This window comes from Flammeovirga sp. SubArs3 (genome assembly GCF_947387565.1).
In the GTDB taxonomy this organism is placed as follows: Bacteria; Bacteroidota; Bacteroidia; order Cytophagales; family Flammeovirgaceae; genus Flammeovirga; species Flammeovirga agarivorans.
The window spans coordinates 354,332-368,136 of the sequence record NZ_CANDOA010000001.1; the positions used below are offsets into that span (position 1 = coordinate 354,332).

Genomic DNA, 13,805 nt, shown 5'->3' on the forward strand with positions numbered 1-13,805 from the left:
CATTGTACACATTCCTGAACCAAAACTACATTTCTTTAAACCAATACTACAAATTTATATTGACCTTGAGCTCTAATTTTGTGATTAAGAAATTATATTACTTCAGCTATTATGAACAAAACAATCTTAATTACAGGAGCCAATTCGGGAATTGGAAAAGAAACTGCAAGACAACTAGCACTGCTAGATACTACTGAAAAAATCTATTTGGTTTGTAGAAACCTTGACCGAGCAATATTAGCCAAAGATGATCTTGAAAAGTCTACAGGTCGTAGTATTTTCGAAATTATTATCATGGATGTTGCTAATATAGACTGTGTCAAAGATGCTCTAAAGTACATTTATGATCCCATTGATGCGGTCATATTAAATGCTGGGGGATTAGCGGGAAACTCTCCCGAACAAATTACCAAAGATGGTGTCACTTTTATATCAGCATCAAATTTACTAGGCCATGTGGTCCTTGTAGAAGAACTACTTAAACTTGGAAGAATCAATAATACCGTACTTTTTGCTGGGACAGAAGCCGCAAGAGGTGTTAAAGTGCTAGGTGTTAAAAGACCAGAACTCAATAATTCTGTTCAAGAGTTTACATCCATATTAAACGGGCAATACTTTGGTGATTCTATGGACAATATGGAGGCCTATTCTCTTGTAAAATATATAGGTGCATTATGGATTTCTTACATGGCAAAACAGCATCCGCATATTCAACTGATTACAGTGAGTCCAGGGGGTACACAAGGGACCTCTTTCACCAAGGAACTTCCATTCTTTCAGAAATTTATGTTCGACTATATAATGATGCCTTTTCTTTTACCTCTTATGGGAATGACACACAGTTTACAGAAAGGCAGTCAACGTTTTGTTGATAGTATACAAGATCCAACTCTTTCAAATGGTGGATTTTACGCCAGTAAAGAAAAAGTAACTGCAGGTCCTATGGTGGATCAAAGTTCATTTTTTGGTAGTTTAAAAAATGAAGGTTTTCAAAAAAATGCCTATGATGCCATACAGTCTTTTTTAGCTTAAAAATAAATACCTCATTATCTATCCAACTAAATAGATAATGAGGTATTTTTGTGTAGTTAATCCTAAATAATCAATAAATATGAAAGGGGAATACTACAAAACAAAAGAATCTGTAGAAGAGTACATCCAGATGGCTAAAGATGTGAATGGAAAAGCCTTAATAGATCAACTTATTACGCATCTTCAACCAACATCTTCTGTTCTAGAAATTGGCTCTGGTCCTGGAACAGACTGGGAGATACTTAGTGCAACTTATCAAGTAACTGGATCAGATTTTTCTGAAGAGTTTATCCAACGCCTTGCTAAAAAATTTCCTAATGGAACATTCTTACACTTGGATGCTTCTACCCTACTTACAACACAGAAATTTGATGCTATCTATTCCAATAAAGTGCTACATCACCTAACTGATGAAGAGTTACAACATTCCATCCACAGACAATTTGATTTACTAAATGATAAAGGTATCATCTGTCATTCGTTCTGGAAGGGAGAAGAAACAGAACACTTTAAGGGCTTGTTGGTGAACTGTCATACAAAGGAATCGTTAAACAAGTTCTTCGGACAACAATTTGAGTTAATCTTTTTGGAAGAATATTCTGAATTTGAGGAAAAAGATTCTCTACTTTTAATTGGTATGAAAAAATAAATTGTATTTTTATAAGTACAATCAACTCAAAACATTAATCTCTTAATAGATGAACTCATTAAAACATATCTTATTTCTATTAGTTACTGTTGTATTTTTTTCAAGCTGTGGAGGTGATAATGCTAAAAACGACGAAAGCCACAAACAAGAACAATTAGTAGGTGGTTGGAGCGAGTCGGAAGTGACTCCAGAAGCTGAAAAAGCGCTCGACTATGTGCTAAAACAAATGAACACTTCAGCAAAACTAGATAAAATCACCCACCTGAGGACACAAATTGTCAGTGGTAGGAATTATGATATCGACTTCTTGATGGATAATGGAAAAGCTTGGAATGTAAAAGTATACCAAGATCTACAAGGTAATTATGAAATTACCAAAACCGCCACAAGAATCAATTAGACATATAGGAGGGAAAATATTTCTCTCCTTTTTTTATATACTAACAAATGAATTTTATACTATGATTTTAGAAGTTGCTATTCTTCAAGTAAAACAAGGTGAAGAGAAAGATTTTGAGAGGGATTTTAAAGAGGCAGGTCAATATATTAGTTCTATTCAAGGCTATCATAGCCATACTTTAAAAAAGTGTTTGGAAGTAGAAAACAAATATATCTTGTTAGTGAACTGGGAAACATTAGAAAACCATACGGTTGACTTTAGACAATCTGATGTGTATCAGCAATGGAAAGCAAAGTTGCATCATTATTATGACCCCTTCCCAACAGTAGAACATTATGAGACCATCTTATAATAAAAAAGAGAAGCCAAATACATAAATATTTGGCTTCTAGACACTTTAATACATCAGAATTAATAAATCAGTTTGTTGGAAATATCTTCTACTATATCCCCTGTTTTTGACACTACTCTTTCTAAATTTTGAGAGGCCTTATCGACATTTAATTTCGAAGAATCACTCATTTCATCTAATAAATTTCTTCCTTTACAAATCAACTCTTCCAAGTGATCTTGTAAATTGACCAACTCGTCTACTGTTTTCTCTGTAATTTCATTTTTGGCTTCCGCTTTTAATAAGTTTGAGTTACTTATCATCTCTTCAGCATTTTCCTTTAAAGAATCCAAGATTTTATCATTGGTATTTTCTGAAAAATCAAGAAGTGCTTTGTTCATATTCGTCACCTTATCAATAATATCTTTTGATGTTGTCTCTATATGATTTAAACTTTCTAATGCTTCGATCTCTTTTTGAAGAATCGTATCATTAATTTTTAATGATGCTTCAGCCTTTAACTCTGTTTTCTTTTTATCAGTAACCTCCTTAATATCATCAATATGTTGTTGGTAACTCAGGATATTGGCTTGTACTTTTTGTACTGATTCTTGTAATGTGTTCATCTCTATATTTTGTTTTTGTGATGATACAAATGTCAGTATTCAAACAATAAATGAGTCTTAGTTATTGATTTATAATTCTCTCTTTTTGATATCTTATTGTTAAAATTTCAACAAGTCAATCTCTACTGATTTACAATATATTATGACATAAAATCATTTATGGTAATGTTTATCATCAGTAAAGCTGGTTGAATGCAATTAGTTTTACCTCAAATTTGAATCAAAATGAGAGAAGTCTATATCGATGAAATTTCATACAAAGAGGTCTTTAGAAGTTTGTCCGACCGGTTTGATGGTGTCACTACTGATGACTCATTAAACATCCATCTTAATGAAGAAAAAATATTTGCCAAAGGGCATCAAATCAATGCAGACCTAGAGATCACCCAATTCAATGCCTATTTAGAAGAACCAATCAGAATTATTCGAAGAAGTTTACATGAAAATGTATTCGTTATTGTCTATTTCTTAACACCTTTTCAGCTGACCAATGACATTGATGCAGCCTATCAAATCAAGAATAAAAAATATTGGTCTAACCTTAAAAGAGATGAAGTATTTTATTTTGAAGGGCATCAGGAAATCTCATTTATTACAATAAAACTCACTCGAAATTTTATTGAAAAGTACAATGTCAATAATCAAAATTTCACGACTCAGTTACTAGATACAAAGGATCCATTTATTATCTATGAAAATATTTCTAGTGCATCTGTAGAAGTGCTGAAAGAGATAAAGGAATGTGACTTCAATAACGAAATTGAACTCTTAAAATTAGACTACCTTACTTATAAGCTATTGTACAACTTTGCCAATAAAGTGGCCTACAGGTTTGGTGTACAGGCTTTCCCAAGGTTATTACCTGATGTCGATGTAGAAAGAGTATTTAAAGTGAAAGACTATATAGAAGAGAATTTTGAGGAAAAAATCACACCTGAACAAATAGCAGAAATAGCTCAGTGTAGCTACAGTAAATTACGTAAACTGTTCAAAGAAGTTATAGGTCAATCTATTTTGAAATACACTAATGATTACAAATTACAAAAAGCACATTCATGGCTCACTAATGGAGCTTATAATGTTTCTGATTGCACTTATCAGTTAGGTTTTAGTAGTATGACACATTTCAGCAAATTATTCGTAAATAAGTATGGCTGCCTACCTAGCGACTTGAAATAATAAAAAAGCCTACGATTCGCATCGTAGGCCTGGATAAAGATAGAAATTATTGGTATTTCTTGTCTCTAAAATCACCATTTTTTACTGTTCTCTCTACAAAGTGATAGAGCTTCATAAACTCTTCATCATTTTCGAAGAGTGGGTGATCTTTAAGAGAATCTAAGATCTTTTGTGGATTTCGCTCTTCATAATTAAAATCCTTTTGTATATCATTTTCTTTCCTTTCAAAGGCTATTGCTCCTCGAGGAAGAATCTTTGCTTCAGATTGGTTTCTAACTACATTCTTTTCGAAAAGTGTTTGGACTGGGTACTTCTTGCCCCAATCTTGAAATTCTACAACATGGTTTTCCATTTCTGGATTTTCCTTATCCGGAATAACGACAATATTATGATGAATATTAGTGTTCTCAACTGGTCCAGTAATATGGAAAGTAGGAGCAAAGTATCGCTTATTGTGAGCCTTATACGGACGAATTCCATCGTTAATACTTAAGTTATATTTTACTTCAGTATTCTTCGTTCCTTGATTCATTGGCTGTCCTAACTTAAAGCCATTATTACAAATAAGAATAAAACCTCCCCAATTATCGTAACTTAGGTTGTATTGAAAAGTAGTATTATTACAGTTAAAATCAGAATCATAGCCTTGACCATCCCACTTTGCTCTATGATCACTTACACTATTAAATTGTACTAGTGTATTGTCACTACTCCAAGGCCAAATACCTGCAGCTGCATCACCTTTTGGCATAGAGTCGATGCCTTTTCTAATCACATTGTATTCGATCAAAGCTCCATCACATCCTAATGGAACAATGCCATCTCCAGGGATATTCTCAATTAAGTTTCCTCGAACCACCACTTCCAAACTAGGGTACCAAGCTGTTCTTTTGATATTTCCTTTTGAGTTGATTGCATTTCTCTCACAATGGTGCATATAGTTGTTCAGAATTTGAAGATCAATAAATCGAGTTTTCACTTCATTTCCCATATTCTGCCAAAGTATTGCAGAACCACCACCTTTTTTCTTTTCCAGCAGACCATTTACATCAAATATTTCAAGTCCTTCTAATACTATGTGATGACAGTCTCCAAAATTCTCGGCTCTTACCACTACTCCTCTTCTCTTTGCTGCAGGCTTTTCTCCTTTATTCGTAATCTTCAGGTTTCTTACCTCCCAATACTCTACATTGTACAAATAAAGAGTAGACTCTTTATATCCTAAACCATTAATTTGAGGATGATCGCCTTTACCATATCTGTCTATAGAAATAACTTTCCCTTTTTTACCAGATCCTTTAGGCATTAACTGTCCTTCATATGTTGTACCTGCAGCAAATAGAATCTGATCTCCAGGTCGAAAAGTTTGCTGATTGACCTTCCAAATCGTTTTCCAAGCCGACTTCTTAGAAGTGCCATTATTTTTATCTTTTCCATTATTTGCATCTACATAATAAGTGGTACAAAACGCAAGATGTGATACAAAAAGTAGACTAATGAATAGAGCTAAAGTTTTCATAATCCTCAATGTTTATAATGATGCTGCTGGCTTATTCCAAACAACGGATTTCATTTTCTCCTCATACTCGGCCATTAATTGCTTGTATTTTTTGTCTTTTGCTAGATTTTCCCATTCATGTGGATCCTTCTTTAAATCATAGAGGTAACGTTTTCCATCAGGTGTAATCGTAAATCTGTAACGGTCAGTTACCACACCATAGCTATCTTTGGCACAAGTAAATGTTATATTTTCCCATTTTGGGTTTTTCTGAGTAAGTAATGGCACTAAGCTATTACCGTGAAGCTTTATTTCTTCCGGTAAGGTAACTCCAGCCAACTCCATTATTGTTGGGTAGATATCGATATTTTGAACAATATTTCCTACCTGTTTTCCTTCTTTAGAATGTGGTAATTTTATAATTAATGGACATCTTAAAACAACATGGTATCCAGTATTTTTTCTCCATTTACCATGATCCGTTAAATGGTAACCATGATCTCCCCAAACGACAATAATCGTATTATCATAAAGGCCTTCCTCTTTTAACGCCTGTATTACTCTCCCCATTTGTGCATCGGCATAAGTGGTACTTGCCATATACCCTCGAATCAACTTTTGTGCAGTCTCATCATCTACTCCCTCATTCCATATCTCACTACCTTTTCGACCTTGATATGGATCTTTTGTTAGATCTCGATCTGCATTTTCGGGTACATACGCTAGCTTTCCGGCATCTTGTGGGTACATATCAAAGTACTTCTTTGGTGCTACCCACGGCATGTGGGGACGAGCAAAACCACACGAAATCATAAAAGGTTTAGATTTATCCCTTTTCTCTTTGATGAAAGAGATAACATCTCTAGCCGTCTTACCATCATTAAGTAATTCATCTGGTCCGTCAACAGCGGCATACATCAAAGATGCAGGCCCAGAGTCCTTCTCATAATATGTTTTTATTTGATCAGCTCTCCCGCCAATTTCTACGATTTTACTTTCAATTTTCTCTCCACCATCATGGTATTTTCCTTTCCAATATTTTCCAGGTATATCCCAGCTCTCTTTTTCAGAAGTAGGAACATTTCCATGATATAATTTACCACTAGTAGCTGTCCAATAACCATTGGATTTCAACTGATTTGGCCAAGTTTTTTGTACTTGAATTTGCTCTTGGAATTTAAATTTCTTCCCATCAATCCAAGTTTTGTTGTTAAACCGAACGCCAGTCATCATCGCCGCTCTTGAAGGGCTACACAATGGGTAGTTGACATATGCTCTGTTAAACTGCACCGCTTGATTTGCTAAGGCATCAATATTTGGTGTAAGTGGCTCAGGTTCTCCATATACACCAATTTGAGGTCTCAAATCATCAAAAGCGATAAAGAGAATATTAGGTCTTTCCTGATCTTGAGCGTACAATAATGTTCCACTACATAAACAGCCAAGAAAGAAGATAATTTTTTTCAGTTTCATCTTATTGAGAAGTTAGGCCTGTTATTTCATTTCAATGGCTCCTAAATCTGGAGCATCTTTTATTGGATTGCCTAGAATATCTTTATCTACTTTTTCTCCGATATATAACCCCTTCTTATCCCCTGGAATTTTCTCAATCTCAATTCCTTTATTTTTTACTAAAGCAGAATTAGTAGGCATAAAATCAGTTGGAAGGTTACCATTTTTATTCTTGAATTGTGGATTACCAAATTCTGGTTGGCTATCTGTGATAGGAGATTCTACTGGCCAATTTTCCTTTTTCAAGTATAAATTATTCTTAAATACGATATTCTCTACCAATACTTCTCCTTCTTCTTCAGGTTTGTATTGGTCTCCTAGTACTTGCTTGCTTTCGCCTTCGAAGTAAAAAATATTGTTCGCAATCAAGACCCCTTTTGATGCTCTATCTACAGCAATTTTCACAAGAATATCACTCTTTACATAGATCGTATTATTATAGAAATAGCTATTGTAAGGACCTTTTCTTTGGCGTCCTTTTCCATTAAAACCACTTAACCAAAAGATTTTTCCTTCTTGAGATGCTACACCTTTTTTCTTTACTCTATATCCGTCATTAATACTTACATTATATCTGTAAGCACAGTTAAAGTTGTTGCCTAAAATCTCACAGAAACCTCCAGCGTTGTTCTCACTAATATTATATTGAACGATTACATTTGAGCAATTAAAATCGATATGACATCCTGCTGAATCTGCAGGACCATTAGCATTTCTAAATTCATTTCTCTCAATCAAAACACCATCACAACCCCAAGTCCAAAGGCCACTACCTCGTCCCCACTTTCTAGTATCATTATTACTACCAGACTTGTTCACGATGTTATGATGAATGTGACCATCATTAATTCCACTCATTTGTATACCAGGGCCACCAACTTCTATTACTTTATTGTTGGCTATTACAAGGTTTTTGATAGAGAGAGATTTTCCATTTACCTTGATACCAGTGTGTGCTACATTTGAAATTTCACAGTTGGTAATAGATAAGTTTTTAAAACCAGAGTCTTTCACTTTATTCAGTGCTCTAATTCCCCAACCATACCCTTGAGTACCATTGGGGGTGAATGTTTCTTTCTTTCCTCTTTTAAACCCTTCGTCCATTAAAAATACATCTCTCACTTTCACATGGTCGATGGTAATATTCTCATACTCTCCTACTTGATCACTTAAAACCAAGATACCACAGCGCATTGTGTTTTTGTTTACCTTAGCTTCATCAACACCCCCTGCATTGGCAGTTACCTCTAAATTAGTCACCTTAATAAAGCTACTGTTTTTAATTAAGATGCCATTAAAGTATCCTTTTGCATCAATAATTGGTAAAGCATCACTCTTATCATCTTTGGATTGGTAGTTACTAATTTCAATCCATTTATTTTTACGACCAGCAATGTTTTCTAATTCAATATTCCCATAAAAAACACTTCCATTTGCCAATAAAACTTTATCCCCTGCCTTTAGGTTAAGGCGGTTGATTTTCTTTAGAGTTTTAAAAGCATGTTTTGCTGACGTTCCTTCATTCTTGTCCTTTCCATTTTTTGCATCTACGTAATAAGTAGTTGCAATGGCAGACTGGGTGAAGAAAAGCATTGTTAGTCCTAACAGTAATAATTTCATTTTCTTTTTATTAGTCAAAAAATATCACATCATCATCTTGTGAAGTAAATCAAAATACAAGACGAAGAAACACTATTTTAGATTTTTCTTCTTCTTCTTTTTCTTCTTTACTGGTGCTTCTTTAAATTCTTCTTGTCCCTCTCCCTGAACACTCCATTTTACGATATATTCTTTTACTAATGGAGCCTCTCCTTTTGGTAGGTATTGTGACAATTCGGTTTTCTTTTCTTGGTAACTTGCATCCTTGGCAAGGTTAGTCCATTCATTATGATCGTTGGTATGGAAGTATAATTCTTCTGTACCATCATAATAACGAATGTATCTATAGTCTTTTGTTCTTACCGCATAATTCCCTTTACCCCAAGAAGTAATTGCTGGTTCATCCAATGTCTTCAAAGGTTGCTTAACAATTCCTTTTAGCGATGCCCCATCTACATAATCTGGTGTTTTTACATTGGCATAATCTGCAACAGTTTTATATACATTGATCAGTGAAATCGCCTCATCATAAGTTCTTCCATATTTTACCTTTTTATCTCTTGTATCATAGATGATAAAAGGAACTCTTGTCGCTTCTTCCCATAGTGTAAACTTTTTAAATGACATCTTTTCACCTAAATGGAAACCATGATCTGACCAAACAATTACAACTGTATTATCTGCATAATCACTTTCTTCTAACGCAGTAATTACTCTACCTATATTATAATCTGCCCATGAGATACATGCTAAATATGCTCTTCTTACATCCTCCCAAGCATCATCATTTCTAAAACGTCTATCATCACCTGCTTTTCTCATCGACTTTCCTTCTCTAGGAATATCACTTAAGTCGGTCTCTAAGATTTCTGGAGCTAAAATTTCTTCTGGTAACGCATCAAAAAACTGCTTTGGTGCATCAAAAGGTAGGTGTGGCTTCACAATACCTACAGCTAAGAAGAAAGGTTTTTTATGTTTCTTTTCTAAGATATCCACACCATAAGATGCTACTTGATAATCTACATGCTCACTCATTGGGTTATGAGTAGGTCTGAAAGACATTTTTTTGTTGACTTTATATCCTTCTCCTTCTTCAAATACCTTTCTCGTATTTAAGTCTGTAAGGTAGCCAGTCCACTCTCTTTTATCGTCTTTTAAACCATGGTGAATTTTTCCTGCACCATAAGTAGCATAACCATTCTCTTTTAACAACCTTGGCAAACTTGTATACTTATTCATCAAATCATTATGGATTTCATGCTCATAGAAAGGATACAGACCTGAGTTAAAAGGCTCGATTCCATATAACAAAGCATTTCTACTTGGTGAACATCCCGGAGCAGAACAGTGAGCATTTGTAAAGTTTACTCCTTTTTCTGCTAGTTTATCTAGGTTAGGAGTAATAGCCTGTGGATGCCCTCCTAAAAATCCTGTCCAATCGTTCATATCATCAATAGCGATGAATACGATATTTGGTTGCTTCTTATTTTTTTGTGCCTGAACAACACCTGTGGTGATGAATAACCCAAAAAAGAAAAGAAGAAAAGAGTTGGTATGTTTTTTCATGGTTGAAGTAAGTAATTTGTCATTTCATGTTCTGTAAAAGTAAGATGTACTAACACAAATCAGTACTACAAACCCTTCAGTGGTGGTCACGAAACAAACCATGTTATGTTTTGTCGATTTTGTGTTAAAATCTAAATCCCTCCTTTCTTCAATAAAGGCTCATCAAACTCCTTCATCTGAGCATACAGTTCGTCTTTTAGCCTCTTGGCAATTGATTTATATTCAGGGTCATTGTAATAGTTGACCAATTCATCTGGATCCTTTTCTAAATCAAATAACCATGGCTCATCCGATGGTGATACAACTAACTTATATCTAGCATCGACAGCCGCTACCCATTTGCTTCTAGCATTAGTGATATACACTGTTCGATCCATATCTACGACCGATTTTTTTGATGTGAAGTCTTTTGCTGCATTGGCTCCATGAAAAGTATAAGCTGATTGATCCACACCCATAATTCCTAATATGGTTGGTGTAAAATCAGCCATTGAAAAAGCCTTCTGGATTGTTTTACTCTTCTTAATTTTTGATGGATAACGAAGCATAAATGCTACTCTAGCAGACATTTCGTAAGGTAAGCCTTTGTTATCTTTACCATGTTCTCTTAATAAGTCTCCATGATCTGAAGTGAAAATCACGATCGTATTTTTTTCTAGATCATTATCCTCTAGAAATTTTAAGATTCGACCTACATTATCATCAATACATTTTACCATTCCATAGTATTGACGCATCGCATTTTGTTTGATGGGTTTTGTATTGTGTTTCTTCCCTTTTCTAGCCACCCAACCTGGAGATAAATCACCTTCTTTATAAATTGTTCTTGGCTCTTCAAAAGTTAGATGATCGTACATCGTGTTGTAAGGTGCTCTTACTTGGTTTGGGCCATGAGGATCTGGTATCGACAACATCAAACAAAAGGGTTTGTCTTTGTCTTGTTCTAAAATTTTTAGTGCTCTGTCTACTAGGAAGTCAGTAGTAAAAGATTTCTCATCGACCTTATTCTGATCAAAGACCATATGACCTTTTTTATTCTTCTTCTGATCTACAATCACTCCATTCTCTTCTTCCTTAAGTGCTTTCCAATGCCCTCTGTTGATCATGTATCGATTGTGTTCAAAACCAAACTTCCTTTTAGGAGCAAAACCAGGCTTATCCTCTCCGTCTAAGTGCCACTTTCCTACATATGAAGTAGAATACCCGTTATCTTTTAAGATCTGTCCGAACGTAATCACATCGTCGTTCAATGGCATATCATTTACAGGAGAACCTGTAGCCACAGGATATAAACCTGTCATCATAGATGCTCTTGAAGGGGTACAAACCGGTGATGTCGCATACCAGTTTTTGCATAAAACTCCTTCATTGGCTATTCTGTCCAAATGTGGTGTTTCAACAATAACATCCTTTCCCCACATCATCGCCTGTTCTTCTGACATGGTATTTCGGTAGGCGCCAATTGTTCTTAAATTATGCTCATCTGTATGTATGATTAATAAATTAGGTTTGTCTTGCGCCTGTAGGAGACATGAGCAAAACAATAACAAGGCAGTCACTAATGGATAGGTTTTCATCATCTTTATTAAAAAAAATAAACTCTTATTCTCAATATAGGCTATTGAAAAAAGAGGACATATTATAAAAATAATAATCGCAACCCATCTTAAAGAGGATCTTTGAAGATGAGTTGCGAAAAAATATTACCAGTTTTCTTTCTGGTTAAGAGAAGTGTTAATGTTGATTTCTTGTAAAGGGAATGGTAAAACCATATGCTTTGCAGGATTGAAATTGATGAATGGTCTCTTATAACCATCCATTGCCCAGAAAGTTTCACTATAATCTGGGTGTGCTCTCATAATTTCTTCAGTGAAACGTAATCTTTCTTCTAATTTATTCCATCTGATTAAATCAAACTTACGAACACCTTCGAAGCAAAGCTCTCTTAAACGTTCATCCATAATTTCTTGGAAAAACGCATCCTTTCCAGCTAATGAAGAAGGAGAGTCTTCTTCCAAAGTACCTAAACCAGCTCTTTGACGAACTCTATTGATACACTCAATAGCTTGTCCTGTAGGGCCACCATTTACTTCATTCAATGCTTCTGCATGCATTAATAATACATCCGAGAATCTAAGAATTGGGAAGTTGATTGGTGTTTGGTTTCTTGAAAGAATGGTCTCGTTCGTTAACAAGATATATTCTTCACCATCAGGGTTGTTTGTATCAATTTCCTCGTAGTTTGCTGGTTCCCATCTTCTGAACTTACCAGGACAGTTTTGAGGAGCAAATACATTAGAAACTCTAACAATCTTAGCAGATTTATTCATTTGGAACATTGGAACGTTCCATTCCATTCTTCTGTCTTCGATTTCATAGATCTGGTTCATTACAGGAGTAAGTGCAACAGATTTTTGAGTAGTTGGATGGTTGTTGCCATCAACATAATCGAATGCTATACCATTATAGTTACCAACAGCACCCATTGTTGAGATACCAATGTCTAAGTTATTTTTATATGAGATTTCAAATAAAGACTCCTTAGTGTTGTATGATGAACCTCCAATATAGTTTAAGAACAAGTTTCTGTACCCTAATGAATCTTCAGAAGTTGTCAGTTCATGCCAACCGTCGTTATAAATGATATCCTCAGTATACACTAAAGCACTATCATAATATTGTGTCTGTTGGTAAGGGTAACCTGCCATTTTCATGTAAAGTCTAGCCAATAAACCTTCTGCGGCCATTTTATTTGGTCTACCTGGCTGGTACTCTGAATCTGATGCATGAGGAAGATTTTCAATCGCATATTTGAAGTCTGCTTCAATAGCTGCGTATACTTCTTCTAATTCTGCTGCAGGTTTATTGTTATCAAATTGGTCTTTTGTATAATCCAATCTTAATGGAACTTCATTCCACCAGCTTGTTAGATTGTAATAAGCAAAGGCTCTTAAGAAACGAGCTTCTGCTAAATACCATTCGTATTGGCCATCCTCAAAAGCACTTTCATCTAAACGAGCAATCATTTGGTTACACTCGTTGACAGCTCCATAAAGTTGTCTCCAAGATTCTTCAATTGCTTCTGAGTTGGAAACGTGACTGTATAAAGATACAGCCCAGTTTTCATCCCAACCTCTAGAATAGTACCCTTCATCGGTACCGTATTGCATTTCCATCGAAAGTGTACTTCCATAACCTCCAGCCGATGCTGAGAACTTTGAAAAAATACCTGCAATACCTAAATCTACTCTAGATTCACTATTATAGAAGTTGTCTGAATTCCAACTTGATTTTGGTTCTACATCTAGAAAACTTGAACATGAAGTCCCCATGCCTATAAGCACAGTCGCCACCAATCCGAATTTCTTTATATATTTTGTATTCATCTTAATCGAATGTTTAGTCGTTGATCG

The 13,805-nt window shown here is 34.9% G+C and carries 12 protein-coding genes; 5 read left to right on the forward strand and 7 right to left on the reverse strand.

The window, feature by feature from the left end; all coding sequences use genetic code 11:
- Nucleotides 1-111: 111 nt before the first annotated feature.
- From QL232_RS01525 to QL232_RS01540, 4 genes are all read left to right on the forward strand, one after another.
- The gene (locus tag QL232_RS01525; RefSeq protein ID WP_281612765.1) at nt 112-1,032 is read left to right on the forward strand and encodes an SDR family NAD(P)-dependent oxidoreductase; all 921 of its coding nucleotides are present in this window, start codon (nt 112-114) and stop codon (nt 1,030-1,032) included.
- A 79-nt stretch (nt 1,033-1,111) separates the two neighbouring features.
- Nucleotides 1,112-1,681 (forward strand): class I SAM-dependent methyltransferase, encoded by a 570-nt coding sequence (locus QL232_RS01530; protein ID WP_281612766.1) that lies wholly within the window; start codon nt 1,112-1,114, stop codon nt 1,679-1,681.
- Between the two features lie 49 nt (nt 1,682-1,730).
- On the forward strand, nt 1,731-2,081 hold the full coding sequence (locus QL232_RS01535) for a cystatin domain-containing protein (protein ID WP_281612767.1): 351 nt from the start codon (nt 1,731-1,733) through the stop codon (nt 2,079-2,081).
- Between the two features lie 61 nt (nt 2,082-2,142).
- Nucleotides 2,143-2,433, forward strand: coding sequence for an antibiotic biosynthesis monooxygenase (locus QL232_RS01540; RefSeq protein ID WP_281612768.1), 291 nt, complete (start codon nt 2,143-2,145; stop codon nt 2,431-2,433).
- Nucleotides 2,434-2,492: 59 nt separating this feature from the next.
- Here the strand turns inward: QL232_RS01540 and QL232_RS01545 are convergent, their stop codons facing one another.
- Nucleotides 2,493-3,038, reverse strand: a complete 546-nt coding sequence (locus tag QL232_RS01545) for a hypothetical protein (protein WP_281612769.1) — start codon at nt 3,036-3,038, stop codon at nt 2,493-2,495.
- A gap of 225 nt (nt 3,039-3,263) precedes the next feature.
- Between QL232_RS01545 and QL232_RS01550 the strand changes: the two genes are divergently transcribed.
- On the forward strand, nt 3,264-4,217 hold the full coding sequence (locus QL232_RS01550) for an AraC family transcriptional regulator (RefSeq protein WP_168882217.1): 954 nt from the start codon (nt 3,264-3,266) through the stop codon (nt 4,215-4,217).
- Nucleotides 4,218-4,263: 46 nt separating this feature from the next.
- Here QL232_RS01550 and QL232_RS01555 read toward each other — a convergent pair whose 3' ends face one another.
- From QL232_RS01555 to QL232_RS01580, 6 genes are all read right to left on the reverse strand, one after another.
- Nucleotides 4,264-5,736 (reverse strand): right-handed parallel beta-helix repeat-containing protein, encoded by a 1,473-nt coding sequence (locus QL232_RS01555; RefSeq protein WP_281612770.1) that lies wholly within the window; start codon nt 5,734-5,736, stop codon nt 4,264-4,266.
- Nucleotides 5,737-5,748: 12 nt separating this feature from the next.
- Nucleotides 5,749-7,188: a sulfatase gene (locus QL232_RS01560; RefSeq protein ID WP_281612771.1), complete on the reverse strand. Its 1,440-nt coding sequence runs from the start codon at nt 7,186-7,188 to the stop codon at nt 5,749-5,751.
- 21 nt (nt 7,189-7,209) lie between these two features.
- Complete coding sequence (locus QL232_RS01565; protein WP_281612772.1) at nt 7,210-8,847, reverse strand: right-handed parallel beta-helix repeat-containing protein; 1,638 nt, start codon at nt 8,845-8,847, stop codon at nt 7,210-7,212.
- 72 nt (nt 8,848-8,919) lie between these two features.
- The gene (locus QL232_RS01570) at nt 8,920-10,392 is read right to left on the reverse strand and encodes a sulfatase (protein ID WP_281612773.1); all 1,473 of its coding nucleotides are present in this window, start codon (nt 10,390-10,392) and stop codon (nt 8,920-8,922) included.
- A 131-nt stretch (nt 10,393-10,523) separates the two neighbouring features.
- Nucleotides 10,524-11,972 (reverse strand): sulfatase, encoded by a 1,449-nt coding sequence (locus tag QL232_RS01575; protein ID WP_281612774.1) that lies wholly within the window; start codon nt 11,970-11,972, stop codon nt 10,524-10,526.
- Between the two features lie 123 nt (nt 11,973-12,095).
- Nucleotides 12,096-13,778: a RagB/SusD family nutrient uptake outer membrane protein gene (locus QL232_RS01580; RefSeq protein WP_281612775.1), complete on the reverse strand. Its 1,683-nt coding sequence runs from the start codon at nt 13,776-13,778 to the stop codon at nt 12,096-12,098.
- Between the last annotated feature and the right edge of the window lie 27 nt (nt 13,779-13,805).

Coding starts and splice junctions, on each gene's coding strand:
- QL232_RS01525 (WP_281612765.1), top strand. CDS start 112: ATGAACAAAACAATCTTAATTACAGGAGCCAATTCGGGAATTGGAAAA.
- QL232_RS01530 (WP_281612766.1), top strand. CDS start 1,112: ATGAAAGGGGAATACTACAAAACAAAAGAATCTGTAGAAGAGTACATC.
- QL232_RS01535 (WP_281612767.1), top strand. CDS start 1,731: ATGAACTCATTAAAACATATCTTATTTCTATTAGTTACTGTTGTATTT.
- QL232_RS01540 (WP_281612768.1), top strand. CDS start 2,143: ATGATTTTAGAAGTTGCTATTCTTCAAGTAAAACAAGGTGAAGAGAAA.
- QL232_RS01545 (WP_281612769.1), bottom strand. CDS start 3,038: ATGAACACATTACAAGAATCAGTACAAAAAGTACAAGCCAATATCCTG.
- QL232_RS01550 (WP_168882217.1), top strand. CDS start 3,264: ATGAGAGAAGTCTATATCGATGAAATTTCATACAAAGAGGTCTTTAGA.
- QL232_RS01555 (WP_281612770.1), bottom strand. CDS start 5,736: ATGAAAACTTTAGCTCTATTCATTAGTCTACTTTTTGTATCACATCTT.
- QL232_RS01560 (WP_281612771.1), bottom strand. CDS start 7,188: ATGAAACTGAAAAAAATTATCTTCTTTCTTGGCTGTTTATGTAGTGGA.
- QL232_RS01565 (WP_281612772.1), bottom strand. CDS start 8,847: ATGAAATTATTACTGTTAGGACTAACAATGCTTTTCTTCACCCAGTCT.
- QL232_RS01570 (WP_281612773.1), bottom strand. CDS start 10,392: ATGAAAAAACATACCAACTCTTTTCTTCTTTTCTTTTTTGGGTTATTC.
- QL232_RS01575 (WP_281612774.1), bottom strand. CDS start 11,972: ATGATGAAAACCTATCCATTAGTGACTGCCTTGTTATTGTTTTGCTCA.
- QL232_RS01580 (WP_281612775.1), bottom strand. CDS start 13,778: ATGAATACAAAATATATAAAGAAATTCGGATTGGTGGCGACTGTGCTT.